Source organism: Lysinibacillus sp. GW823-FHT06C08 (assembly GCF_058795135.1).
In genome coordinates this window covers 408,953-433,003 of record NZ_JBXAHN010000002.1, presented here as the reverse complement: position 1 = coordinate 433,003, position 24,051 = coordinate 408,953, and the positions used below count along the sequence as shown (strand labels likewise).

At 38.9% G+C, this 24,051-nt stretch carries 25 protein-coding genes; 9 read left to right on the top strand and 16 right to left on the bottom strand.

Annotation, left to right across the window (positions count from 1 at the left end):
- Positions 1-113 precede the first annotated feature (113 nt).
- The 3 genes from AC1Q6O_RS09925 to AC1Q6O_RS09915 all read right to left on the bottom strand — a co-directional run bounded on the left by AC1Q6O_RS09925 (position 114) and on the right by AC1Q6O_RS09915 (position 1,760).
- On the bottom strand, positions 114-524 hold the full coding sequence (locus AC1Q6O_RS09925) for an SRPBCC family protein (protein WP_090001514.1): 411 nt from the start codon (positions 522-524) through the stop codon (positions 114-116).
- A complete protein-coding gene (locus tag AC1Q6O_RS09920; protein WP_036125832.1) occupies positions 521-847 on the bottom strand; it encodes an ArsR/SmtB family transcription factor in 327 nt (108 codons plus the stop codon). The genes AC1Q6O_RS09925 and AC1Q6O_RS09920 overlap by 4 nt, the downstream gene beginning before the upstream one ends.
- A gap of 226 nt (positions 848-1,073) precedes the next feature.
- Positions 1,074-1,760: a Dph6-related ATP pyrophosphatase gene (locus tag AC1Q6O_RS09915; RefSeq protein ID WP_089986537.1), complete on the bottom strand. Its 687-nt coding sequence runs from the start codon at positions 1,758-1,760 to the stop codon at positions 1,074-1,076.
- 213 nt (positions 1,761-1,973) lie between these two features.
- On the opposite strand from AC1Q6O_RS09915, the gene AC1Q6O_RS09910 reads away from it, so the two are divergent.
- A complete protein-coding gene (locus AC1Q6O_RS09910; protein WP_107922250.1) occupies positions 1,974-2,471 on the top strand; it encodes an NUDIX hydrolase in 498 nt (165 codons plus the stop codon).
- Between the two features lie 4 nt (positions 2,472-2,475).
- Positions 2,476-3,132, top strand: a complete 657-nt coding sequence (locus AC1Q6O_RS09905) for an HAD family hydrolase (RefSeq protein ID WP_139150936.1) — start codon at positions 2,476-2,478, stop codon at positions 3,130-3,132.
- A 47-nt stretch (positions 3,133-3,179) separates the two neighbouring features.
- Here AC1Q6O_RS09905 and proS read toward each other — a convergent pair whose 3' ends face one another.
- From proS to AC1Q6O_RS09885, 4 genes are all read right to left on the bottom strand, one after another.
- A complete protein-coding gene (gene proS / locus AC1Q6O_RS09900; RefSeq protein WP_043990353.1) occupies positions 3,180-4,616 on the bottom strand; it encodes a proline--tRNA ligase in 1,437 nt (478 codons plus the stop codon).
- A gap of 336 nt (positions 4,617-4,952) precedes the next feature.
- Positions 4,953-6,668: a putative bifunctional diguanylate cyclase/phosphodiesterase gene (locus tag AC1Q6O_RS09895; protein WP_237068830.1), complete on the bottom strand. Its 1,716-nt coding sequence runs from the start codon at positions 6,666-6,668 to the stop codon at positions 4,953-4,955.
- A gap of 384 nt (positions 6,669-7,052) precedes the next feature.
- Complete coding sequence (locus AC1Q6O_RS09890) at positions 7,053-7,223, bottom strand: transcriptional regulator (RefSeq protein WP_090001522.1); 171 nt, start codon at positions 7,221-7,223, stop codon at positions 7,053-7,055.
- A gap of 186 nt (positions 7,224-7,409) precedes the next feature.
- Entirely contained in the window at positions 7,410-7,559 is a 150-nt protein-coding gene (locus tag AC1Q6O_RS09885; RefSeq protein WP_008177633.1) for a hypothetical protein, read from the bottom strand.
- A 208-nt stretch (positions 7,560-7,767) separates the two neighbouring features.
- Between AC1Q6O_RS09885 and AC1Q6O_RS09880 the strand changes: the two genes are divergently transcribed.
- Positions 7,768-8,676, top strand: coding sequence for a copper amine oxidase N-terminal domain-containing protein (locus AC1Q6O_RS09880; protein WP_090001524.1), 909 nt, complete (start codon positions 7,768-7,770; stop codon positions 8,674-8,676).
- Positions 8,677-8,730: 54 nt separating this feature from the next.
- On the opposite strand, the gene AC1Q6O_RS09875 is transcribed toward AC1Q6O_RS09880, so the two are convergent.
- The 3 genes from AC1Q6O_RS09875 to AC1Q6O_RS09865 form a co-directional block, all read right to left on the bottom strand.
- The gene (locus AC1Q6O_RS09875; RefSeq protein ID WP_090001526.1) at positions 8,731-9,246 is read right to left on the bottom strand and encodes a DinB family protein; all 516 of its coding nucleotides are present in this window, start codon (positions 9,244-9,246) and stop codon (positions 8,731-8,733) included.
- Positions 9,247-9,299: 53 nt separating this feature from the next.
- Positions 9,300-10,262: a tyrosine recombinase XerC gene (locus tag AC1Q6O_RS09870; RefSeq protein ID WP_043990366.1), complete on the bottom strand. Its 963-nt coding sequence runs from the start codon at positions 10,260-10,262 to the stop codon at positions 9,300-9,302.
- A 337-nt stretch (positions 10,263-10,599) separates the two neighbouring features.
- Positions 10,600-11,013, bottom strand: a complete 414-nt coding sequence (locus AC1Q6O_RS09865; RefSeq protein WP_089986542.1) for a hypothetical protein — start codon at positions 11,011-11,013, stop codon at positions 10,600-10,602.
- Positions 11,014-11,088: 75 nt separating this feature from the next.
- Here AC1Q6O_RS09865 and AC1Q6O_RS09860 point away from each other — a divergent pair, with 75 nt between their 5' ends.
- The 3 genes from AC1Q6O_RS09860 to AC1Q6O_RS09850 all read left to right on the top strand — a co-directional run bounded on the left by AC1Q6O_RS09860 (position 11,089) and on the right by AC1Q6O_RS09850 (position 14,414).
- Positions 11,089-12,579 (top strand): circularly permuted type 2 ATP-grasp protein, encoded by a 1,491-nt coding sequence (locus AC1Q6O_RS09860; RefSeq protein ID WP_043990354.1) that lies wholly within the window; start codon positions 11,089-11,091, stop codon positions 12,577-12,579.
- Positions 12,533-13,498, top strand: a complete 966-nt coding sequence (locus tag AC1Q6O_RS09855) for an alpha-E domain-containing protein (protein WP_083796498.1) — start codon at positions 12,533-12,535, stop codon at positions 13,496-13,498. The genes AC1Q6O_RS09860 and AC1Q6O_RS09855 overlap by 47 nt, the downstream gene beginning before the upstream one ends.
- Before the next feature lie 61 nt (positions 13,499-13,559).
- The gene (locus tag AC1Q6O_RS09850) at positions 13,560-14,414 is read left to right on the top strand and encodes a transglutaminase family protein (RefSeq protein WP_008177642.1); all 855 of its coding nucleotides are present in this window, start codon (positions 13,560-13,562) and stop codon (positions 14,412-14,414) included.
- A gap of 52 nt (positions 14,415-14,466) precedes the next feature.
- Here the strand turns inward: AC1Q6O_RS09850 and AC1Q6O_RS09845 are convergent, their stop codons facing one another.
- Entirely contained in the window at positions 14,467-15,342 is an 876-nt protein-coding gene (locus tag AC1Q6O_RS09845) for a tyrosine-type recombinase/integrase (protein WP_090001528.1), read from the bottom strand.
- Positions 15,343-15,699: 357 nt separating this feature from the next.
- On the opposite strand from AC1Q6O_RS09845, the gene AC1Q6O_RS09840 reads away from it, so the two are divergent.
- Positions 15,700-16,494: an enoyl-CoA hydratase/isomerase family protein gene (locus AC1Q6O_RS09840; protein ID WP_008177644.1), complete on the top strand. Its 795-nt coding sequence runs from the start codon at positions 15,700-15,702 to the stop codon at positions 16,492-16,494.
- A gap of 46 nt (positions 16,495-16,540) precedes the next feature.
- Here the strand turns inward: AC1Q6O_RS09840 and AC1Q6O_RS09835 are convergent, their stop codons facing one another.
- On the bottom strand, positions 16,541-17,356 hold the full coding sequence (locus tag AC1Q6O_RS09835; RefSeq protein ID WP_089986545.1) for an ATP-binding protein: 816 nt from the start codon (positions 17,354-17,356) through the stop codon (positions 16,541-16,543).
- A gap of 282 nt (positions 17,357-17,638) precedes the next feature.
- Here AC1Q6O_RS09835 and AC1Q6O_RS09830 point away from each other — a divergent pair, with 282 nt between their 5' ends.
- Positions 17,639-18,814 carry an aminotransferase class I/II-fold pyridoxal phosphate-dependent enzyme gene (locus AC1Q6O_RS09830; protein WP_089986546.1) on the top strand — a complete coding sequence of 392 codons (1,176 nt, stop codon included), beginning with the start codon at positions 17,639-17,641 and terminating at the stop codon, positions 18,812-18,814.
- 43 nt (positions 18,815-18,857) lie between these two features.
- Here AC1Q6O_RS09830 and AC1Q6O_RS09825 read toward each other — a convergent pair whose 3' ends face one another.
- The 3 genes from AC1Q6O_RS09825 to AC1Q6O_RS09815 form a co-directional block, all read right to left on the bottom strand.
- On the bottom strand, positions 18,858-19,223 hold the full coding sequence (locus AC1Q6O_RS09825; protein ID WP_043990359.1) for a cupin domain-containing protein: 366 nt from the start codon (positions 19,221-19,223) through the stop codon (positions 18,858-18,860).
- 70 nt (positions 19,224-19,293) lie between these two features.
- Positions 19,294-20,493 (bottom strand): AI-2E family transporter, encoded by a 1,200-nt coding sequence (locus AC1Q6O_RS09820; protein ID WP_008177648.1) that lies wholly within the window; start codon positions 20,491-20,493, stop codon positions 19,294-19,296.
- A 64-nt stretch (positions 20,494-20,557) separates the two neighbouring features.
- Complete coding sequence (locus AC1Q6O_RS09815; RefSeq protein WP_090001530.1) at positions 20,558-21,508, bottom strand: LCP family protein; 951 nt, start codon at positions 21,506-21,508, stop codon at positions 20,558-20,560.
- Positions 21,509-21,685: 177 nt separating this feature from the next.
- Between AC1Q6O_RS09815 and msrA the strand changes: the two genes are divergently transcribed.
- Positions 21,686-22,207, top strand: coding sequence for a peptide-methionine (S)-S-oxide reductase MsrA (msrA, locus tag AC1Q6O_RS09810; protein ID WP_090001532.1), 522 nt, complete (start codon positions 21,686-21,688; stop codon positions 22,205-22,207).
- Positions 22,208-22,272: 65 nt separating this feature from the next.
- On the opposite strand, the gene recQ is transcribed toward msrA, so the two are convergent.
- Positions 22,273-24,045, bottom strand: coding sequence for a DNA helicase RecQ (recQ, locus tag AC1Q6O_RS09805; protein ID WP_090001534.1), 1,773 nt, complete (start codon positions 24,043-24,045; stop codon positions 22,273-22,275).
- Positions 24,046-24,051 lie beyond the last annotated feature (6 nt).

Below are 24,051 nucleotides of genomic sequence, written 5' to 3'. Positions count from 1 at the left end.
ACTATTTTTCAAAAGGACACTATATTTACCTATGAAGAGCAACCTTCAGAAAATGAAAGAACACAATTCATTTGAAGGAATTGCGCTCTTTTTCATAAAGGTTGATTCAATTACTAGGCTAATACTTTTTCAAGCTGACTACCCATGTTAGTCCAAGCGTATTTAGCTCCTTCAATTGCTCCTTGACGAGCTTTTGTTTCTTCACTAAATCCACCTTGATCGAGATGTAACTGAGTTGTCCCATCAGATGCTTGTGTTAATGTCCATGTTACGGTTGTTGTTTCACCCGCACTTGTCCAAGTGTAAGATAGTTTGTGTAGCTCTTCAATTTCAAGTACCTCACAATCGACAATACCATCCCACCATTCATTTGGCTCAGCTCGGAACTGGAATTTATGGCCAACAATCGGCTGAAAATCATTGCTCCAAATCCATTTTGCAAGTGTGTCCGAATCAGTTAAGGCATGCCATACTTGCTCGATGGAACTTGTAAATTTAAAATCTAATGCTACATCTGGTTTCATTTGTCTTCCCCCAATAATAAATGTAATTTTGAAATTCTTGCTTTCCAAAAATCTTCGTATATCGATATCCAATCTTGTATTTCTTTCAATGGAGCCGCATTTAGCCTATATCTTGTTTCCCTACCCTCTTTTCGAGCGATCACAAGACCTGCGTCTTTCAGGATAGTTAAATGTTTTGACACGGCAGTACGTCCCATATCAAAGTGAGCCGTTAATTCGTGAAGCGGTAACTCATCTGCCTTAGCTAATAAATTAATCAATTGGCGTCTTGTAGGGTCAGCAATGGCTACATACACGTCACGCTCTTGATGATTGTTATTCAAAACCACCACCCTTTCTATTAGGACACTAAATGGTGTCCTAATTATAAGACACCGTTTAGTGTCTAGTCAATTATTATTTTGGACATTTTGCTTTGGATTTTATACTTATAAATACAAAAAACACAAAGGTGAGCTCCTTTGTGCTTGTATTTATGATGATTGTCTATGGATATTCTGCTTTAGACAAGCCATAGAACAGGCATCCATCGATGTTTTTAGGTTATTTTTAAGCAAGTTCTAATGGTAAAAATGCATATTCCCCATCTCGAATAATAGAACATGTACGAACCTTGATGGGATATTGGAAAAGAGGTCCATCAATCACTGTTGTATGGAATTCTCCCCCTTCTCCACAAGGGTCGATATTACGTTCTTCCAGTTCTTTAATATAATCAGGGGTAAGTACTCGTCCTAAATCCTCTTCTGTCATGCCTAATAACAGATTAACTGTCACCACCATCGTAACAAACCCTAAGCGAATAAACTCATCAACAGCATCCCGATGATTCATCTCCCATAACGGCATGCCAAGCTTTAATCCAGCTTTTTTCGTCACCTCATCATGCCAGCAGCCGTGTGCAGGCATATCTAAATCGCCCGTAACTAACACCTCTGCCCCTAGATTTTTCGCATTTTTTAAAAGTTCGATAAATACATGTTCATAATCCGTCCAACTTGCCCCAGCCGTATAGACTGGCAATCCAATAGAATCGGCTTGAGCCTGTATAAGCTCAGGTGGCATACCGTGTGATCGAGAACGTTTCCCTTCCTCCTCCAGCATGACAATCAGACCTATCGCTCGTCCCACCTGTGATGCTTTATATAAAGCTAATACACTATCCTTTCCCCCACTAAATGAAGCGATGAATGGATGATTTTTCGCATTATTTTTCCAGCCAGTTGTTTCTGTCATTTCTATATCTCCTTTTACTGTCCATGAAGATCAATCCTTCTTGCACTCTTATTAGATAGTCGCTAATAAATTGGCTTCTTTCACCTAGGTTATTGATTATTTTACATGATAGAGATGTAGGATATCACCCCTTTATTTTATCACAAGCATGCTAAGAATCTGGATATTTATGTTAAGGTATAGGTAACGGTTGATGGAAAAAGGAGCAATGTTATGAGTGATTATGTAAAAGCACTAAGACAACAGGTTGGGACAATGCCTCTTATTTTGGTAGGTTCAACGGTCATTGTCTTGAATGACAAGAAACAAATTCTTCTCCAGCTACGCTCAGATATAAAAATGTGGGGTTTACCTGGAGGAGCGATGGAGCCTGGTGAAAGTTTAGAGGATACCGCTAGACGTGAACTGTTTGAGGAAACTGGCCTACATACTTCCCAACTTCGTTTGATAACGATGCTATCTGGTCAGCAGGATTATTTTCACTATCCAAATGGAGATGAAGTTTATGGGGTAACGGCCGTCTTTATGGCAGATCAAATAGATGGACAGCTTGCAATGGTTGATGGTGAGAGTTTACAGCTAGCCTATTTTTCTTTAGATGCGTTGCCATCTAATACCGTCAAGAAAGCAATAGATATTATCGATACCTATTTATTAAAGGAAAGCTTCATTAATAAGATGATAGGTCGTGACTTCGTTGAACGGTTTTAAAGCAATGTTATTTGATTTAGATAACACCTTACTTAATAGAGATGAGGCAGTTGATAGATTGTTTTTCAAGCTAGTAAAAATGTGTTACAGGGATGTCGATCATACGTTAGAAAATGAAATGCGACAACAATTTAAAGTATATGATGGAAAATACTTTGGTCAGCATGATAAAACCGATGTTATCGCATCATTTTTTGATGAATTTCCGCCGCAAAACGGCATGCCGAACCATGCTATTCAAGACTTTTGGAATCTTCACTTCCCTCAATGTTTTGCTGTTCATCCGGATACGATAACGTTCATTCATCGTATAAAGCAGCAAGTGAAAGTGGGCATAATTACAAATGGCTCTGTAGAAAGACAAAAAGCTAAAATAGCCTACACAAATTTAGATCGCTGTTTTGATACGGTCATTATTTCTGAGGAAGTGGAATTTAGTAAACCAGATAAGCGTATCTTTGAAGTGGCCTTAAAAAGACTTGATGTCAATCCAGAGGAAACTCTTTTTGTTGGGGATGACTTAGAAAAGGATATTGATGGGTGCCAACAGGCCCATATAAAGGGCGTCTGGTTTAATCCAGACATGCGCAAAAATGACACTGCTATCCAGCCATATGCTGAGATTCATACGTTGGAGCGTTTGGGAAGCTATTTCAAATAAAAGAACAAAACCCCTGAGTTTTCGCTCAGGGGTTCGTGTACGTATTATTAATATGCTTGGGCAAACCAAACGGTATGTTTTGCTTCATTTCCACAGCAAATACAAGTCGTTTTTGTTGTTGGTGGATTGAATGGAATATTGCGAGTCGTGTATTTCGTTTCTTCCTTCACTTTTTCCTCGCACACATCTTCCCCACACCACCCAGCAAGTATCCAACCTGGAATAGTGCCGTTTTCCTTAGCTATTTCAATGTGCTGCTGTAACTGTGGCAGTGTATCAATTGTTGAATGAGTATGTGCCTCTCTGAATCGACGAGCCTTCTCAAGTAAACGTGTTTGCATCGTCGTTAATTCTTCCTCAATGGCTGCCACAATAGTTGATAATTCAATCGTCTGTTTGTCATCCTCATCACGTGCTTTCAGTAAAGCTTGATTATTTTCAAGATCACGTGGGCCTAATTCAATACGAACAGGCACTCCTTTTAGCTCCCATTCATTAAACTTAAAGCCTGGCGATTGGTCTGAATCATCCAGTCGTACGCGAATCCCCTTCGCTTTTAATGCCGCAAAAATCGCATCCAGCTGCTCCATAATTTGGGGATTCTTTTTCCAAGGTCCTACTGGAATTAAGACCACTTGAGTTGGAGCAATTCGTGGAGGTAAAACTAATCCTTGCTCATCCCCGTGCACCATAATGACAGAACCAATTAAACGTGTGGATGTCCCCCAAGATGTTGTGTGTACATATTCGTGTTGATTGGCTTTATTTAAATATTTTATGTTAAAGGCTTCTGCAAATTTTGTTCCTAAATAATGAGACGTACCTGCTTGCACAGCCTTCCCATTTTTCATCATTGCCTCAATCGAATACGTATCGACTGCTCCTGCAAAACGTTCTGATGGCGTTTTTTGTCCATCATAAACTGGAATTGCTAGAACTTGTTCCACCACTTCTTTATAAATCTCAAGCATTTGCATCGTTTCTTTACGTGCATCTTCCTCATCCACATGAGCCGTATGCCCTTCCTGCCAAAGGAATTCTGAGGTACGAATGAAAGGCAATGTTTTCTTTTCCCAACGGAAGACATTGGCCCATTGATTAATGAGAACTGGTAGGTCACGGTAGCTTTTAATCCAATTTGAATAAAGATGACCAATCATTGTTTCAGATGTGGGACGAAGTGCTAAGCGTTCTTCTAATTTTTCACCTGCTGCTTCTGTCACCCAAGGAAGCTCAGGTGAGAACCCTTCAATATGATCCTTTTCCTTTTGGAAAAAGGATTCAGGAATTAGCATAGGAAAATAGGCATTTCGATGGCCTGTATCTTTAAAACGACGATCCATTGCCTCCTGTATATGCTCCCAAATTTCGTAGCCATCTGGTTTAAAGGCGATGCAACCACGAACTGGCGTATAATCCATTAAATCTGCTTTTTGAATGGTTTCGATATACCATTTTGAAAAATCCTCTAGTTGTTTTGACATTGTGCTTACCTCCATTTTTTGTAAGTATTCTATTTGATGAATAAAAAAAGCACAAAGCTGTCCTTGTATAAAGGACGTCTTTGTGCTGGACCCGACGTGGTACCACCTTGAATTTAGCTTTAAGCTAATGCTTAAAACCCTCTAGCGTTTAGTAACGAAAACGACTCGGTTATGTTTTTCATAACTTCTCCGTGGTAGGTGTTCAGTAAAGAAGCGGTGATATAGCTCTCAGCAAATGCTATATTTTCTGTTTCACTATTCTTACTTACTTGGTCACATCATCAAATTGTAATTTATATTATCTCTCACTTTAGCAAAATCATTCATAAATAGCAATTAATAACTGGAACTATTAGTGAACGACTGGACGATTAAATTTGTAAAATCCTCTACAGAAAGAGGCTTACTAAAATAATAGCCTTGAACATACTCACAGCCATGCTCACGAAGTACGTTTAATTCAGCTTCTTCCTCGACACCTTCCGCAACTACTTGTAGGTTGAGCGCATGAGCTAAAGAAATCATGGCGGAAATCATCGCAATACCTGATTTTTCAGGTACGATATCACGAACGAAAGCACGATCAATTTTAAGTACATCCACAGGGAATTTTTTTAAGTAATTTAAAGATGAATAGCCTGTCCCAAAATCATCTAATGAAATCGTAATTCCAAGCGCGCGCAATTGATTAATCGTATTAATTAAATCTTCTGTATAATCTAGCATGCTCATTTCTGTAATTTCAATTTCTAATAAATGTGGGTCAATGCCTGTTCCCGCAATGACTCCCTTCACCATATCTACAAAGCCTGAAGTACTTATATGAATCGGTGAAATATTAACAGCTACTCGCAATCTGAGATTATGTGATTCATTCCAAAGTTTAGCTTGTGCACAGGCTTTACCTAGCACCCATACACCAATATCATTAATTAGTCCACATTCTTCAGCAAATGGAATAAACCGATCTGGCGGGATATGCCCCAATTCGGGATCATACCAGCGCAATAATGCTTCCATACCAATAATTGTGTCTGTTTTTAAGTCAATTTTAGGCTGGTAATGTAATTCTAAAAGATCCTTTTTTAAAGCTTGATGTAATTTTGTTTCTAGTAAAAGCCATTTATCGTTCGCTTCATCCATATTGTCACGGTAGAGGCGATATTGATTTCCTCGCGTAGATTTAGCAGCATACATCGCAATATCAGCATTTTTCAGTAATTCTTCTACAGTGTTTGCGTGATCTGGGAAAATACTAATGCCTATACTAATACTTGCATAAAATTCATAGTTATCTACTACAAAGCTTTCATTAAAGACACTAATAATTTCCTTGGCCATTTCCTCTATACGATTGACATCATTTAAAATCATGACAAATTCATCACTATTGTGACGATAGAAAGAATTAGAGGTATAATCAATATTCCGTAAACGATTGGACATTTCCACTAAAAACATATCACCGATAATATGGCCAAGCCCATCGTTTATGTGTTTAAAACGATTCACATCAATGAAAAATAACGCAAACTTTTCTCCTGTACGTCGAGATTGATGGAATTCATTTTCTAAACGCTGTTCTAATTTACGACGATTTGGTAGCCCTGTTAATTCATCGTGATAGGCTATGTGGGTAATTTTTTTAATATCCTTTTGCGCTGTAATATCGACGCGTATTGCGATATACTGATAAGGCTTTCCCCGCTCATCGAGGAATGGGAAAATAGTAGTCTTCACCCAATATAAACTGCCATCTTTTGCACGATTGCAAACCTCGCCATTCCACATCTCACCATTACCGATTGTTCTCCACATCTCTCTAAAGAAAGATTTAGGATGATAGCCTGAGTTCAGTAAACGGTGATCTTGGCCTACTAATTCTTCACGCGTATACTTCGAAATTTTACAAAAATGATCATTAACAAAAGTAATTTTTCCGGTACGATCTGTAATTGCCACAATAATGGAACTATTCATAGCGGAAAAAATATCTTGCAATTCTTTAAGACTGTAGTTCATTTGATTACTACTCGGCGTGACATTCATCATTTTCATTCTCCATTCATTAAAATATGAAGGGTTTGGTACTTTTGCTTTATTTTACAGCGAGGTATAAAGTTGTGGTATATCGCCCTTTTTTCTGTAATTATATTATAGTCTTAGAAAAGCAGTTAATTCAACCCAAATATGAAATCATTCAAGTCAAGGTTGGGATAGTTTTTGATATAAAATACAAATATTAGTTATTATTAACACTCTAAAATGTCTAATCTTAAGATTTTTGAATACTTTTGTACTATTGATAGTATTTTCCTTAGGCTATTTCTCCATTAAATACAAAATACTAATAACTTATAAATTTATCAGATTGTAAAAATGATCAAACAAAATGCCTTACTGTCACTCATAAGCAGCAGTAAGGCATTTTAATAGCTAGGAGACCCCATATTCTATTGATCCTCCAGATGTTTTAGCATGCTCATTATAAGCATTTAACTGCTCTTGTGATAAATTTAAAATATAATAGTGAAAATTGATGGGCTCTAATCCATGCTCCTCACACATATGTCGATAATATTCATAGCCTTCTCGATAATCAGTCATCTTTATTTCTCCCTTTCACTTGAACTACTTTTCCTTGTACGTATAATATCGTTACATCTCTACTTTATAAATCAACGAATTTTCCGAAATCTTTTTTTAGAAAGATGAAAGCCCAGTCCATTTTACTTAGTATGGCTGGGCTTTTCATAAAATATTCGCGTCGGCTTCCGTCATCTCCATATTCTTTTAAATCCCTAATTGTTTTGCTTGCATATTATAAGCGGAAAGTTGCTTCTGGGATAACTGTAATACATAATAGCGGAAAGAAATTGGTTCTAATCCATAACGCTCACACATTTCACAATAAAATTCATATCCATCTCGATACTTTGACATTAAAAATTCCTCCTTAGTCGAATCTGTTTTATAACAGTTGTTTTTATTTTTATTTAATATATAACAGATTATGATGGACGTCAAGTGCTTATGACAGAAAAAATCATAAACGCTTGCATCGCTTTGCAAGCGCTTATAAACGCCCAAAATATGGAGTTTTTTGGTATTCAATGGAAAATAAACTTTAGAACGGAGGGAAATACACAATATGAAGAACATCCTAGCAGGAATTATTTTAATAGTAGGTTGGGGAATGATAGCCAATACCCCTGTATTTGCAGCGCCTCTAGCAAAGCCAGCAGTAGAGAATAGGCCAATCGAAGTTGTTGTCAATGGTGAATTTATCAAGCTGGATATACATCCACTAATGGACCGCCATCATCTTTTCGTTCCCATCCGTGCCCTTGCATCACTTGGACTTTCCTATAGTTTTAATGCTAAAACTAAAATGACAACCGTGCAAAATAAAAATGGCGATTACTTAAAAATCACTGCCAATAGCCATTCCGCCTCTAACAATGGACAAGATGTACAAATGGAGGTGCCTGCGCAAAATCGCGAAGGCCGTATCCTTGTTCCTCTCAGATTTGTCTCTGAATCTTTGGGATACGACATATATTTTGAACCCATTCGTCAATTCGTTTTCATTAATGCCAAAGACTATTCGTTTGATTCGTCTATATGGGAGCAGGAGGATCTTCAAGCAGCGCGCAAAGCTGCTATTGCTCTACCTATTAAGGCTGATTTTAAAACACTAGGCACATTTGATGGACATCGCTTACACAGTTATACCTTTCCTATCGGTCGAGCAGATGTATATTATTTACTCGATGGTATATTTACATTTGTGGAAATTAAAAAAGGTCAGGCCATTGCCATTGGACAGCTTTTCCGTGAGCGAAGAGTGCCATCTATAGCCGCAGGGAATATTTCACCCGATATGAGTTTAGATACTGATCCCATCATGGAACCCTATAACTATGGAAATGTGCTTTTTACTGAGTATGAGGACGGTACAGCTAAAGCTATTTACACTGACAAGACCGGACATTTTTTAGAAAAGAAAATGAAGATGGACATTTATTCAGACCTTATACAAAAGCTTCCTGATCAATGATCAATCGCAAAAAACAACCCATCTATCTGTTGAATGGATAGATGGGTTTTCAAATTAATTTGATGCCTGTTGCCAGCTATTTTTTATTTCCTGAATTTGCAGGATATGACGTTGCTCATGGAGATAAATTTGCTCAATCCATTGATCTAGTGGACATTCACCAAGAGCTGGATGCTTCATAGTGCGCTTTGCTAAAGCATCAGCGTCCTCAAGGGTTTCTAAAAACCCAAGAAATTCTTCTCTTGTTGTTGCTAGCAATTCCACCATCTTTTGAACATGGAAAGGATCTTCCGAAGGCTCCACTATGCTTGGCGCTTGAAATTTTCGTGTACGGTCTAACAACAGCTGCATATCCTTTCGTTCAGGAGACGATTGTTCCTGTGATTGTAAGCCCCATGTAACAGCCTTCTTTGTAGCTTCCTCTACTAAAATCAAATGATGACAAATTTGTGCTATACTCCAATTTTGTGCATCTGGCTTGTCATTAAATTCGGTATCACTTAAATGATTAATTTCCTGAAGTAATTGCTCTCTTGTGGCATCAAATTGATCCTTTGCAAGTATAATCATACGCTACCCCCTTCATTCGTTATACCTTTATATTCGACAGAGATAGGTGAAAATCATCTTTCATGCACCATATTAAATGGATTGTTTTCTAAAACCTGCTGTAACTGTTCATCCTCAATATGTGTATAAATTTGAGTGGTTGCTACACTTGAATGCCCTAAAATATGCTGTAAGCTCCTAATATCAGCACCAGCCTTATACATCATTGTTGCCGAAGTATGGCGCAGCTTATGTGGTGTAAGTCGCTCCTTTTGAAGACCTGATTGCTGATTAATACGCTTCACGATTTTAGCAACAGTTTGCCGTGTAAAACGTGTTCCCTTTTGGGAGACAAAAAGAGGCTCATCTCCGTTTCCTTTATATGGTGTTTTCCCACTATTCTCATAGTCTGCTAGTGCCTGCATGCAGCTATCATTCAAGTAAACAGTACGCTCCTTATTGCCCTTCCCGACAACGGTTAAATGACGTCCTTGTATAGAGGTAATATTAAGCTGGCATAGCTCTGTCACACGAATTCCTAAGTTTAAGAAAAACATCATCATACAATAATTTCTTGGCGATGCCTGATTAGCAGGTATGCCATCTATAAATTGTGTAGCTTCTTGAAAATTCATATAGATGGGTCTTTTTCGACCAATTTTCGGTGTTTCTAATTCCTCTGCTGGGTTTTCCTCAATTAGTCGCCGTTTCCCTTTTAAGTATTTGAAAAAGGATTTTAATGTCGCAACCTTCCGTGCCCTTGAAGCTGCAGAATTTCCACGCTGTACCTCACAATACTCCATAAAGTAATAAAGGTCCTCCAGTGTAATATCTCGAATTTCTTCTATTGTAATGGTGGCAATATCAATGACTGCTAAATTTTCTATATCCAGATCCTCCTGGACAGCTGTATGGAAACGGAAAAATAAAGTCAAATCATATTCGTATTCTTTTCTTGTGCGCTGGGACTTTCCTTTGATGGTTGTTAAATATACAAGAAAGTCCTTCATGATTTTTGGTTGTTTTGATTTTTGCATCACAATCACCTCTATTTGCTCTATTTTACCATAAAAAACGTTCCCAAATATAAATTTGGGAACTTTATTGAAAAAACAAGCTACTTTTCTACACTAAAGAAACATATGTTCGGTATATACAAATAAAAAAAGATCCCCTTTTTATATAGGGACCTTCTACTAAATAAGAAAAGAATTGTGACAGTTTTTGGTTTTTAGGTATAAAGTTGACGTTCGATGAATATTAAAATCTAGTATACTTCTATTGCTTTGTGAGGCGACTCGAAAAACAGAAAGGTGGGTAACTACCCATGTCGATTCGTCTCACAACACGCATGGTATTATTTGGAAAAATTGATTATTTTACAAAAACCGAGTATTTCTGATCAGCTTGTTTTGTAAGAGACCAGTTCGTCGATAACATTTGCTGTAGTTTTGTGACCGTTTCCTCATCACACATCAAATGTTGGATACCAGTTTCTAAAAGTTGGTAATCTATCCCTTCTTCTAGGTTAAAGCGCAGGTGCAATAAACGTTGGATGCCAGGCAATGTTACATACTTGATTCGATAATGGCCATGTAACGCATCTAAGAACTCTTGTTCGCCATCCTGAAAAAGTGCCATTGTTTCACTAAATTCATAGTTTGGTACTTGTTCCTGCCAAGCTGATACATCCCCCGCCCGTAAAGCACGTAAGATCTCCTCGTCTGAAAAATTTAATTTAGAAAGTTTATCAAGTTCATAAGCTTGCATTAGATTAATGATTGTCATGAATGTTAGCTCCTTTTATGTATTTACTCACAGTGTACCATGTTTTTATTACTACTCAAATTCGGAGGGATCCATATGATGAATTTATATGATTCTAGTCTGTTTTTCGATGAAATGTTTGATGGCAATCAACCGAAGCCCCATTATCGATCTTTTCATCATAAGCTATCCATTTTTTCGCAGGAGCAACTCGAAGAGAAATATCGTCAAGCCCAAGCAAGCTTTCTCAGACAAGGAATTACTTTTACGGTCTATGGTGCACAAGATGGAACCGAAAGGACCATGCCCTTTGATTGCGTCCCTATCATTATTCCTCAAACACAGTGGGCAATTATTGAGGAAGGTGTCAAACAACGTGTGGAAGCACTGAATTTATTTTTACAGGATGTGTATGCTGAACAAAAAATCATCCGTGATGGTTATATCCCTAGACAGCTGGTAGAAAAGAATCCATATTTCTCGCCAATCATGCTGGGACTTAAGGTTCCAATTGCTAATCATATATTTTTAGCAGGTATTGATTTAATACGGGATGAAAAAGGTGACTATTTCGTGCTGGAAGACAATTTACGGAACCCTTCTGGTATTTCTTATGTGTTTGAAAACCGTGACGTCATGAAGGAAGTGTATCCAGAATTTTTTTCCAAGCATACCATTTTATCACTTGATAAGCAGATGGCTAACATGAAAAAAGCACTGCTTGCCCACCGCCCACCTACTATGGATGAAGGGCGAGAACCAAAAGCTGTGCTACTAACAGCAGGAATGTACAACTCTGCCTATTATGATCACGTATTTTTAGCTCAGCATTTAAGTATTCAACTGGTGGAAGGCCGCGATTTAGTCGTACAGGATTTAAAGGTTTATATGAAAACCATCTATGGTTTACAGCAAATTGATATTATCTATCGCCGTATCGATGATGATTTTTTAGATCCGGTTGCATTCCGTGAGGACTCTTTATTGGGTGTCCCTCATTTAATGGCAGTTTACCAAGCAGGCAATGTGGCCATTTTAAATGCTGTTGGCAATGGAGTGGCAGATGATAAAGCGATGTATGCCTATGTCCCTGAAATGATTCGTTATTACCTACAGGAAGAGCCAATATTACCGAATGTGAAAACCTATCATTTAGAAGATGAGCAACAGCGAGCGTGGGTACTGGAGCATATTCAGGAGCTAGTCATAAAAAATGTGAGTGCATCCGGGGGCTATGATATGCTGATTGGTCCCCATGCAAGTGAGGATGAAATTACTTTATTTAAGGACAAAATTATGATGCATCCATGTCAATATATTGCCCAGCCAACTATCAAGTTGTCTAGAGCGCCATCCTTTCAAAATGGACGATTCTATCCTTGCCATGTGGATTTACGTGTGTATGCCATGAAGGGTGAGGATTGTTATGTATTGCCAGGTGGATTATCACGAGTGGCCTTACAAGAAGGTTCACTTGTGGTCAATTCATCACAGGGTGGTGGTGCTAAGGACACATGGATCTTAAAGGAGGAGTTGAAGCATGCTGAGTCGAGTAGCCGACGCGTTATTTTGGATGGCACGGTATAGTGAACGCACACAAACCAATACACATATATTACAGGTACAGCTGTTGAATATGTTGGAGCAATCTGGGCAAGAACATGATTATATTGATCATTGGGAGGCTGTATTAAATATTTGTGCCTCAAAGGAGGAGTATTTAGCCAATTATACAGCTATACGTGTTAACCCATTAATTGATTATCTTCTGTTTTCTGAGACAAACGGCAACTCTCTCCATACTACATTACGCGCCATTCGAGAAAATGCCCGAGTTACGAGAGATCGTATACCTGCTGAGCTATGGGAAATACAAAATGCCTTTTATTTAACTAAGCAACAGGACATACTAACAATGGATCGGCCTATCCCATTAATTGATCTTCAAGCTTTTTTACAGGAAGTTCGGAAGACGTTGTGGATGGTGACTGGATTAATTGAGGGCACGATGGATCGGGATCTCCCCTTTTATTTCATGCAGATTGGGAAATGGCTGGAAAGAGCTGAAAAAACAATGCGGATGACGTTAATTATTCTCGAACAACAGAAAATAACAGGACCATCCCTTCATGAAATGGATGGTACATTTCTATTGGAGCTTGCTGCCGCAAAGGAAACATTTTTGCAGAAGCACCGCCAAACCAATCTCTTAATGGTCATTCGATATTTATTGCAGGATGAACATTTTCCTTGCTCGATCATGTTTTGTCTGAAAAAATTAGAAGAAGCTCTCAAGTCCATCGAGCATGATCCTTTGTCGTCAAGATGTTTAACGCTTCATTCGACCATCAAAAGCTTCGTCCTAGCAATCGATCATCATGATTTTTGGTCAATGAGCGTTGAGGAAGCCATCACAATAATGGAGGAAAGATTGAGTCAATGGATTGCCTTTAGCGAAACATTCTCGACAATCTATCATTTATATGAACCCAGCATACAACCTTGAAAGGAATCCATCACAGCTCCCTTTCAACAGGCAAGTCAGTAAGCAGAAGGAAGCGGACACAATGAAATTTGAAATTCAACATACAAATATTTTTCAGTATGAGTCTGAAGTCGATCAAAGCTTAAATACGATTCGTTTAAAGCCGCGGAGTGATGAGCGTCAACGCTTGTTATCCTATCGAATTGCAATTACTCCATCCTCTCTTACCCGTGAGCATACGGATATTTGGGGAAATACAGTAGGTTCATTTTATATTCCTGAGCAGCATCAAGTACTAGAAATTCATACATCGTCGATTGTCAGTATCCAGCGTGCGCCATTTATTCACCGCATTCAATATTCGCCCGAAATGCAGACTATTTTTCACTCACAGCTATTTTATGAACATTATCTTCCCTATTTAAAAACAACTCATTTTACGTATATGACAGAACAACAGCTGGAGGAAGTTTTTCATGCAATTGGCCATGCTGAAAATCCTGTGCTCTTTTCGCTTAATTTAATGCAATACTTATACTCTAGCTTTGAATATGATCCTTCAGCAACAGATGTGGGTACAACAGCCAGTGAGGCATTTGCCCTAAAACGCGGCGTATGCCAGGATTTCACTCATGTTATGCTAGGTGTATTGCGCTCTAAAGGAATTCCAGCACGTTATGTTAGTGGGTATTTATATGTCGATGAAAATTCAGCTCTCGTCGGCGATATTGCAACACATGCTTGGGTAGAAGTAATGATACCTGGTATTGGCTGGATTGGTCTTGATCCTACAAATAATGTGGAAGTATTAGAAAACCATATTATTTTGTGTATTGGTCGAGATTATAGTGATATAAGCCCTGTTGAAGGGGTTTATTCAGGAGGCAAGCATGATTTAACCGTAAAAGTAAGTGTCAAAGCATTGAATCACTTATAAGAAATAATGACATGTGCAGGAATGGTGACATACGCAATTGCTGCACATTTTTTTATTCAAAGCGCTGTTGTCTTTCTGTTAGTACCCATTTGCGAACATAGCCCATTTCTTGCTGAATATGTTCCAGCGTCTTCTCTTCCTGAAACGCCCTTTGCATAACGGTATAACGTAAATCGGTAGCTCTGACGTTTTTTCCAATATCTTTAGACATCGTTTGAAAAATACGTTCTACTGTCTTCGTCGTAATCGGCTTTGTCATGCTTGCCTCACTCACCCACACCCATTCCTCTACCTTTTTGTCATGCATGGATTTTGTTTCTTCCTTATAATGTCCTAGCATGTCCATAAGTAAGGGCGAACACTTTACCTCACGGCGTCCGTTCCGATTGGCAATAAAAAGAGTTGATTTTTCCCTTTGGAAATGCGACCATTTCATACGTACAAGCTCTGCTGGCTTACAACCTGTTTCCATCAAAACTTGAACAATACAACCATTCCGCCTCGCCAGCCATGCATGCTCTGCTGTTTTTGCATATTGAAAATAAGTTGGCCAAACATTAGTCATTTGCCCGATTTGCTTATTTGTAAGTACTTGTAACGCCTCTTTTTGCCTTTTTCTCGGCTGTAAAATATGTTGATAATCAAAGGGCTCCATCCATTCTCGTAAGAAAATAAAGTCTACAAAGCCGCGCATTGTTGCTATTTTATGATTAAACGTATTGATATTGCTATAGGTTTCCTTTATATCGTGACAATAAATTTGTAATAACTCTTGAAATTGGTGATCAACATACAAGTAATTTTTTTCATGGGCGAAGGATAAAAAATGCTGCCCGTCCATATTGTACTGCTTCATCGTTGCTGCACTTTTCTTTAATGACTGCAACAGCAAAATATATCTGTTCCACGCGTCCTTGAGTGTGATCATTCGATCCCTCCTTGTTTGCTGAGCGGTAATTATCTTCATTTTACTATATATTCGGTGCGTTTGTTCTTATTTTTAATATTAACTTATAGTGTCGGATAATCTGTAGTCAAGGTTCATACCCGCTCCCATCCTTCAAATGCTTCTTGCATAATTAAGAAACAAATGTTCGACTTTTAGTTTCTCATACCTTTTGCTTTCTTACAATAGTAAATTGCGTTCCTTTGTTGTAGAACAATGCTATTATTCCACCTATTTTTGTATAACAACGCAATTTTATATGAAAATTCGTATAATTTCGTGTTTATCGTTCCTTGTACTATATAATAAAGGTATAAACAAATTAGGGGGTTCTCTAAAATGCAAGTAAAGACGACTAGACTGGAAGCAGAAGATGCAAAAATTATTTATCAAGAAACTGCTGGGCTAGCAATTATTACGATCCATCGACCACAAGCGAAAAATGCTTTAACCGCAAATATGTGGGACCAATTAGCAAAAATTGCCCTACAAGTATTAGATAATCCTAAAAATAAAGTCCTTATTCTACGCGGCTCTGGACAAAATTTCACTGCTGGCTCTGACATTAAAGAATTTAATGCCATCTCTCTCGACAAGGCTGAGGAGGCGTTTATACATATGGAAAAGACCATTTCCACTATTGAGCGTTTGCCGATTCCTACAATTGGTGTGATTAATGGGCCTGCCATGGGGGCTGGGTTGGAATTAGCGTTAGCCTGCGACATCCGTATTGGCTCCGATAAAGCCAAACTCGGCATTCCTGTTGGTAAATTGGGGATCACCTTAAATAATAAATTTGCACAGCGTTTAGTACAGCTTGTCGGCCCTGCTACAACCAAGGATTTAGTATTCACAGGAAGAATGTTTAAAGCAGAGGAAGCTTACAAGCTTGGGATGCTCAATTATCTTGTAGCAGAAAAGGATTTAAATAAATACATGATCCGCATGGGTAAGCTTGTGGCGGGGATGTCTCCTGAATCCTTACTGGCAGTAAAGCAATCTGTCCAAGAATGCCTGGATAGTGTTCCAGCCTTATGGCAAGGCTCCACGCCATTTGTCGGCAATGATTTTGCAGAGGGTTGCCGAGCATTTGTTGAAAAACGCCAGCCACTGTTTACGCGTCAACCTAAATAAAAAACAGGTACTCTTCTCGCCCTATCGCGACGGGAGTACCTGTTTTTTATGACTTTCTCTTCTGTATTCCGGATTTAGCATGAACATGGATAGCATCCAATTCATAGCCAAAATGCTCATAAAACTCTGTCTGAACTGCATGTTGTAAGTTATATAATCGTTCTGCCAACGGATAATCGATCGGTAGCCTTACCTGTAGGGACAATATAGCTTGGACATGTTCACCTAGCACGAATTGGACTTGCTCCACCTTTTGCACAAAATCTTGCTGTTGACAGCAATACGTAAGTAGTTGGACATAAATATGGTGACTAATCTCAATATACTCCCGTTGAAAATCAGGACGAACAATGGTTGTTTCCCCTATCTTTTCACGTTTTGTTGAAAAAATCTCCATTCCCTTTAGCACCAGTCGCTTAAAGAAGTTTTGCTCAACTTGTCGATAAGGGATTGGCATGACATGCTTCCCTTGCGTTTGACGAATAAAACGAGCTTTTTGAATGTCCTTAAAGGAACGAACATCTTCCACAGCATAATAATGCTCGATAGCCCCTAGCTCCAGCTGCTTTGCAATACTGTTTGTCATTTTCGTTGACGTCCCTATAAGTAAAATAGATTCCACTCGGTGGGTCGCTAGCGCTTTCTTGACGGCATCACGATGCTCTTGATCCGTAAAAATGGCACGCCTAACAGCGGTAATTGTATTTTTTTCAAATTTGGCAGAAACTCCTGCGACTCTCACGCCATTGACAATGAGTAATCCATCATCGATAATCGCCTGTACGCCAATTTTATGGGCAAAAGATAGAGCACTAGTGCTTTTTCCTGTGCCACTCGGTCCACTTAACGAATATACCTTCAAAGCCCTCACCCCCCCTTATGCTAATGATAGCAGGTAGATCCATCGATTCGTACCTTAATTCTCACTGACAAGCTATATAGTAAGTATAATACAACTTCTAGATTTACGGAATTTACAGTAGGTTTCCCCAACATTAGGCAATCCATTTTCGCTAGCCTATGCGCACATCCTCTACATTATATAAATATTTTCTTTTTTCAGAATATCTGCCCCTTTCTGTGCTTTAGTATGATAAAATGTGAACTACTATTCTGTTATACAACTACAAGGAGTGTACTAGTCTTGAAAATCGTACCATCTAAAAAAATGTCTTTATTTACACCAGCAATTTTCGGAGATTTGAAAAATTTTGCGAGAGAGCAGCAATCAAAGGGCATGACCCTGATTGACTTAAGCTTAGGAAGCCCAGACCTTCCCCCACATGCCAAAATTCGTGAACATCTATCTTATCGAGCAGGTTTAGCTGAATCGTATGGCTATACACTTACAGGCACACAGCGTTTTTATGAGGCAGTTAGTCGCTACTATAAGCGCCGTAGCCATGTTGATTTAGATCCCGCTACTGAAATCATTCAAACGATTGGCTCTCAAGAAGGCTTAGTGCATCTTCCAATGGCCTTTTGTGATCCAGGAGACATCGTGCTATCGACAAACCCAGCTTACGTTGCGTATGACGCAGGCATTCACTTAGCTGGTGCAACACCCTATTACATGCCTCAAACAGCTGACAACAACTATCTTCCAGACTTAGACGCTGTTCCAGAAGATATTGCCCAAAAAGCAAAGCTATTAATTTTAAACTTACCAGGAAACCCAGTACCAGCGATGCCATCCTTAGCATATTTTGAAAAAGTGATTGCCTTTGCTAAAAAATATAACATCATCGTTCTGCATGATGCAGCCTATTCTGAGTTTTATTTTACAGGCGATGGACCAATTAGTTTCCTTGCTACCCCAGGTGCGAAAGAAGTAGGAATGGAAATTAACTCCCTTTCCAAAAGCTTTAGTTTGGCAGGAACACGTATTGCCTATATCGCAGGAAATGCTGAAATGATCTCGATCATAAAGCAATTAAAATCAAATTTAGATTTCGGTATTTTTGAGCCTATTCAGGATGCAGCTGTTGTTGCCCTCGATCATGCTGAAGAAATTACGGCAAGCTTACGTGCAACCTTCTCTGAGCGTCATCAAACACTGATGAATGGCTTACAGGCACTAGGTTGGGACGCAGCACCTTCCAACGGTGGTATGTTTGTTTGGGCAAAATATCCATATGATATGGACTGCACAGAACTTGCCTTTAAATTGATCGAGCAGGTTGGCATTGTGACCGTTCCAGGTACTGTATTTGGAACCGCAGGGCAAGGTTATTTGCGCTTAGCACTCGTGCAGCCAGCGGAAATCCTTCAGGAAGCAGTCGATCGTTTAGCGCAAGTTCAAGTACTACAAGAAAACTAACATAGAAAACCCTTCTAACAACAAGCTAGAAGGGTTTTATTAATTAAATCCAAACATCATTTTCAGCAGTAAGGACAGATTTTTCCTCACCCGTATTCACTACCCCTGCAGGCTCTACAAGCAAAATTTTACACTCGGCAGCGGCGTAAGGTTTGTGTTCAACTTGGCGTGGTACGACAAACATTTCCCCCTCCTTTAATCTAACTTCTCCATCACGGAATTCGATGACAAGCTCCCCTTCAATAACAATAAACACTTCATCTGTATCATCATGTTTATGCCAAACAAAATCTCCTCTTACTTTAACAAGTTTGAATTGATATTCATTCATTTCAGCAATTACCTTTGGTGACCAGTGCTCTTGGAATTTAGCTAATTTTTCTTGAAAATTAATTGGTATGTATGTCATTCCCTTTTCCCCCATCCTTCATCTCGTATTAAAAATACAGCTACTGTCAAGCGGCAGTAGCTGTATCTTCTTATACATCATATTTTTGGTGAACGTCGTCCTCGTACCGGTTATAGCGCTGTTTAAATAGCTTGAATAGATGAGTCACAAGCACTTTAAAGATTGCGTATCCTGGAATCCCCAAAATGACACCCGGTACACCAAATAACGAACCTGCCGTTAATAATACAAAGATAATTGTAATCGGGTGAATACTGAGCGATTTCCCCATAATTTGTGGAGAAATGAATTTTCCCTCGATTAACTGCACGATTGTCCATACAATCGCTAGCTTAATCAGCATCAATGGTGATGTGACAAGAGCAATAATAACGGCTGGTGTGATGGCAATAACAGGACCTAAATAAGGCACCACACTTGTAATCATCGCAAGGAAGCCGAGCAATAAAGCATATTTCATACCAATAATTAAGAAGCCAATCGTTACCATTGCACCAATACACATTGATACTAAAATTTGCCCTTGTATGTAAGAACTAATTTGCTTGTCCATATCATGGAAAATTTCAGTCACTTCTTTACGCATACGCGGTGGGCAAACTTTCAGCATAAATTTCGGTAACTTTTCGCCCTCTTTCAGTAAATAAAACAGAATGAATGGTACGGTTACAAGCGATAGAACAATGCCTGTTAACGTTGATAGGAAGCCCGTAATACCGGATGCGACACCTTGTGCTATATTTGCAGCTGTATCCTTCACAGTTTTCACCATATCTGTAGTGAAGTTTTTAACCACTTCATTGTAGTCAAAATTAATTTTATCTAAATAATCGTTAAAACGTGAATGATTAAAGAATGCAACAAATTTTTCCGTAAACTTCATAAAATACTCTGGGAATTCCTGTACAAGGTTCGTGAATTGGTCACGTAAAAACGGATAAACCAACACAACAAGCAGTGTAATGACACCAATGACCGCAATGTAGAGTATTAAAATACCCCAAATTCTCGGGATACGCCATCTAACCAAGATCGCCAACAATGGACGTAATAAATAGTAGCCAATGACGGCTAGTACCCCTGGTAAAATGACTACTTCAAATAATACTTGAAGCGGAGTAAAGATAAAGGAAACTTGATTAAACATAAAAATAACACATGCAACTAATAATAAAATAACCAGCGTAAATAATAGGTTTCTGCCACCTAAGAAACGAATAAACTTGGTTGCTAACAGGTTTGAACGTTCTTTTGGTCTTTCTTTTTCCATATATCCACCCCAATCAAAAAGCTCTACCTTTATATTACAGGATAATGTTGGATTTTGCTAAATATCACTCCAGTGAAATGCCTAAAAAATCACTTAAAAAGGCCTTATTTTGTTCCACATCTATCACGATTGAATCGCCGGCATGACTAAAGTTTTGGAATTGATAGCTACCTTCAATTGGAATCGTTGCTTTTTCAATGTTCACCTTGCCCTTAGATAACAATTTCAGCACTTGTTGCATTTCTTCAGCAGAAGAATAATCGGTTGTAATATAGCCTTGTGCTGCCCCTACAAATTTTGGTAAATGCAATACATTCGCAGGTGTTAACAGTTCATTTTTTAAAGCCTCGATAACCTTTTGCTGACGTGCTACACGACCGAAATCACCTTCCGCATCATGACGGAATCGTGAATAGCCTAGTAACTCCTGTCCATTTAAGTGATGAACACCTTGCTTTAACTCTACCCCAATATTTTCAGACATATCCTTCTCAACGTCCATCTCAACACCATTAGGCGCTAAAATATCCACCAACGATTCAAAGTTTTTAAAATCGATAAGCGCATAATGGTGAATCGGTAAGCCGAACATATTTGTTAGTGTATCCTTCAGTAGCTGTACCCCATCTAAGTAGTACGCTGTATTAAGCTTATAGGATTGATAGCCCGGGATTTCCGCATAAATATCACGCATAAAGGATACGAGCTTAATATCATTGTTTGATTTATTCCAAGATAATACCATCATCGTATCTGTTCGAGATTTCTCCTCGCCACGTGTATCGACACCAAGGATTAAGTAATTTTCGATATCGCCTTTTAATGTATCGCCAGAAAAATCCTCCTGCTCAACTTGTGTTTGATTGGCAAGCTTTAGGCCACTGCGGTACTGCATGATAGAATAACCTGCCACAACCAAGACACAGAGTATTAATAATGTAAAAATTGCTCTCCCTTTACGAAGCTTTCGTTTTGTAGGACGTTGTGAGCGTCTAGTATAATCTTGCTCTTCCATAATGACTAACTCCTCTATTTTTTTATAGTTAATGTAACGATTGATTAGCCGGAAAGTTTCATTTGGCTGATAGAGGAAGTCTCATCTTCATCTATCTTATTGTTATTTTACACCCAAATGCTCAGTTTTTTCGCCAAACAATGCTATAATATTTTCACAAAAGAAAGGATGATGTACATGATAGAAAAAGCTACATTTGCTGGCGGTTGTTTTTGGTGCATGGTTAAGCCATTCGTCGAGTGGGATGGTATACATAAAGTAACATCTGGTTATATGGGCGGCCATTTAGAAAACCCAACATACGAGGATGTTAAGAAAGGGACTTCTGGCCATTTAGAAGTCGTCGAAATTGAATTCCATCCAGCCATTTTTAGCTATGAACAACTACTAGACATTTATTGGATGCAAATCGATCCCACTGATGCTTTTGGGCAGTTTCATGACCGTGGAGAGTCCTATTCAACAGCGATCTTTACTTACACGGATGAACAAAAGCAAATCGCCGAGGCATCTAAAGAAAAGCTTGCCACTAGTGGACGCTTCGATAAACCTATTGTAACCAAAATTCGCGATGCTGAACGCTTCTATCCAGCGGAAGACTATCACCAAGATTACTATAAAAAAGAAGCTGATCACTATAAGCAAGACCGTGCTGTTTCCGGCCGTGATGAGTTTCTAACTAAGCATTGGGATAAATAAACAAACGGAGGTGCCTCAATTTTTCATTGAGACACCTCTCTTTTTGTAAAAACACATGCTTAATTTTAGATGGGTGTTTCTAAAAATGATTGTAGTGCCTCAAAGAAACGCTTGCCGTATTTATCAAATTTCACTTCACCGATGCCGCTAATGTGGCGTAAATCATCCAGTACTGCGGGCTTCTTGTCACATAAATCACGTAATGTTTTATCTGAGAATACTACAAATGGTGGAACTTTCTCTTCATCTGCAATTTCTTTTCGCAACACACGTAAATGTTCAAATAAAGGATCATTATCAACCAGTTTTTTAACCGTTACAGCTTCCTTCCGCATGACCTGTCGTTGCCCAAGTAGAACTTCTTTGCCATCGGCTGACACATAAATAGTCGGATACGTGCCGTGCTTAACTGCCAATAAGCCTTCGGCAATTAGAAACTCAATAAAGTTCGAGACATCTTTAGACGAATAATGCCCTTTCAAAATGCCATAGGTCGATAAACGTGCAAATCCAAATTCATTCATTTTTTGATTTTTGGAGCCGATAAGTACTTGAGCCACCATCGTCTTGCCAAATTTTTGGCCCATCCGTACAACACAAGCGAGTACCTTCTGTGCATCCTCCGTTACATTCATCACAGTACGGCCATCATTACAATTATTGCAGCGACCACAAGGCTCCTCTTGTACTTCACCAAAATAGGCTAAAATTGCATTTTGTAGGCAGCCCTCTGTATGGCAATAATCGACCATTGTTTGGAGCTTCGCTAATTCCTGTGGTATTCGTGCTTCATCTTGCGATTGGTCAATAAGAAAACGTTGAGTTTGAACATCTCCGGAGGCATACAGTAGGATACAAGCACTTGGAAGACCATCTCGACCAGCTCGCCCTGCTTCTTGATAATAGCTCTCCATGTTGCGAGGCATTTGATAGTGCAGCACAAAGCGCACATTACTTTTATCGATTCCCATACCAAAGGCGTTGGTAGCCACCATAATACGTGCCTCATCTTTTAAAAAACGCTCCTGCTCAGCCATCCGTAGATCCTCTGATAGCCCAGCATGGTATTTGGCTACCTCTTCACCCGACCGACTTAGCATGTCATAAATCGCGTCTACCGCTTTTCGTGTGGCGGCGTAAATAATACCGACTTCCTGTTTATTTTTCTGCAAGTAATTTTTAATATAACGTTCTTTATTTTCACCAATTAACACCGAAAGGGCCAAATTATCACGTGTAAAGCCTGTCATCACTGTTGCATCTTCATCAATGGTTAATATTTTCCGAATATCCTCACAAACAGCAGGTGTCGCAGTGGCGGTAAGCGCTAAAACAGTTGGCTTCTGCTGCCACAGTGTGAAAAGCTTTTGAATGGAACGATAACTTGGTCGAAAATCATGACCCCATTGAGAAATACAGTGTGCTTCATCCACCGCAATTAATGGCACGGATAAATAGGACAATGCTTGAAGGAAGGAAGCACTTTCAAGTCTTTCAGGTGCGATATACAGTAGTTTTAAATAACCAGCACTAGCTAGCTGCATCGTTTCATTCACTTCTTGTGCTGTTAATGTACTATTTATATAGGCAGCAGGAATATTGGCTGCTCGTAAAGCTTCCACCTGATCTTGCATTAAAGAAATAAGAGGCGATATAACGATTGTGAGCCCCTCAAGCATTAACGCTGGAATCTGATAACAAATAGACTTCCCTCCACCTGTTGGCATCACACAAAGGCTCGATTGTCCATGTAAAGTTTGTTCAATAATTTGGGCTTGTCCTTGCCGGAAGGCTTCATAGCCAAAATGATGCTGTAGCATTTGTCTTGCTTGCTCCATGCAAAG

What these genes read in the sequence shown, in the direction of transcription:
- AC1Q6O_RS09925 (WP_090001514.1), bottom strand. Translation starts at nt 524, where the DNA reads ATGAAACCAGATGTAGCATTAGATTTTAAATTTACAAGTTCCATCGAG.
- AC1Q6O_RS09915 (WP_089986537.1), bottom strand. Translation starts at nt 1,760, where the DNA reads ATGACAGAAACAACTGGCTGGAAAAATAATGCGAAAAATCATCCATTC.
- AC1Q6O_RS09910 (WP_107922250.1), top strand. Translation starts at nt 1,974, where the DNA reads ATGAGTGATTATGTAAAAGCACTAAGACAACAGGTTGGGACAATGCCT.
- AC1Q6O_RS09905 (WP_139150936.1), top strand. Translation starts at nt 2,476, where the DNA reads ATGTTATTTGATTTAGATAACACCTTACTTAATAGAGATGAGGCAGTT.
- proS (WP_043990353.1), bottom strand. Translation starts at nt 4,616, where the DNA reads ATGTCAAAACAACTAGAGGATTTTTCAAAATGGTATATCGAAACCATT.
- AC1Q6O_RS09895 (WP_237068830.1), bottom strand. Translation starts at nt 6,668, where the DNA reads ATGATGAATGTCACGCCGAGTAGTAATCAAATGAACTACAGTCTTAAA.
- AC1Q6O_RS09890 (WP_090001522.1), bottom strand. Translation starts at nt 7,223, where the DNA reads ATGACTGATTATCGAGAAGGCTATGAATATTATCGACATATGTGTGAG.
- AC1Q6O_RS09885 (WP_008177633.1), bottom strand. Translation starts at nt 7,559, where the DNA reads ATGTCAAAGTATCGAGATGGATATGAATTTTATTGTGAAATGTGTGAG.
- AC1Q6O_RS09880 (WP_090001524.1), top strand. Translation starts at nt 7,768, where the DNA reads ATGAAGAACATCCTAGCAGGAATTATTTTAATAGTAGGTTGGGGAATG.
- AC1Q6O_RS09875 (WP_090001526.1), bottom strand. Translation starts at nt 9,246, where the DNA reads ATGATTATACTTGCAAAGGATCAATTTGATGCCACAAGAGAGCAATTA.
- AC1Q6O_RS09870 (WP_043990366.1), bottom strand. Translation starts at nt 10,262, where the DNA reads ATGCAAAAATCAAAACAACCAAAAATCATGAAGGACTTTCTTGTATAT.
- AC1Q6O_RS09865 (WP_089986542.1), bottom strand. Translation starts at nt 11,013, where the DNA reads ATGACAATCATTAATCTAATGCAAGCTTATGAACTTGATAAACTTTCT.
- AC1Q6O_RS09860 (WP_043990354.1), top strand. Translation starts at nt 11,089, where the DNA reads ATGATGAATTTATATGATTCTAGTCTGTTTTTCGATGAAATGTTTGAT.
- AC1Q6O_RS09855 (WP_083796498.1), top strand. Translation starts at nt 12,533, where the DNA reads ATGCTGAGTCGAGTAGCCGACGCGTTATTTTGGATGGCACGGTATAGT.
- AC1Q6O_RS09850 (WP_008177642.1), top strand. Translation starts at nt 13,560, where the DNA reads ATGAAATTTGAAATTCAACATACAAATATTTTTCAGTATGAGTCTGAA.
- AC1Q6O_RS09845 (WP_090001528.1), bottom strand. Translation starts at nt 15,342, where the DNA reads ATGATCACACTCAAGGACGCGTGGAACAGATATATTTTGCTGTTGCAG.
- AC1Q6O_RS09840 (WP_008177644.1), top strand. Translation starts at nt 15,700, where the DNA reads ATGCAAGTAAAGACGACTAGACTGGAAGCAGAAGATGCAAAAATTATT.
- AC1Q6O_RS09825 (WP_043990359.1), bottom strand. Translation starts at nt 19,223, where the DNA reads ATGACATACATACCAATTAATTTTCAAGAAAAATTAGCTAAATTCCAA.
- AC1Q6O_RS09820 (WP_008177648.1), bottom strand. Translation starts at nt 20,493, where the DNA reads ATGGAAAAAGAAAGACCAAAAGAACGTTCAAACCTGTTAGCAACCAAG.
- AC1Q6O_RS09815 (WP_090001530.1), bottom strand. Translation starts at nt 21,508, where the DNA reads ATGGAAGAGCAAGATTATACTAGACGCTCACAACGTCCTACAAAACGA.
- msrA (WP_090001532.1), top strand. Translation starts at nt 21,686, where the DNA reads ATGATAGAAAAAGCTACATTTGCTGGCGGTTGTTTTTGGTGCATGGTT.
- recQ (WP_090001534.1), bottom strand. Translation starts at nt 24,045, where the DNA reads ATGGAGCAAGCAAGACAAATGCTACAGCATCATTTTGGCTATGAAGCC.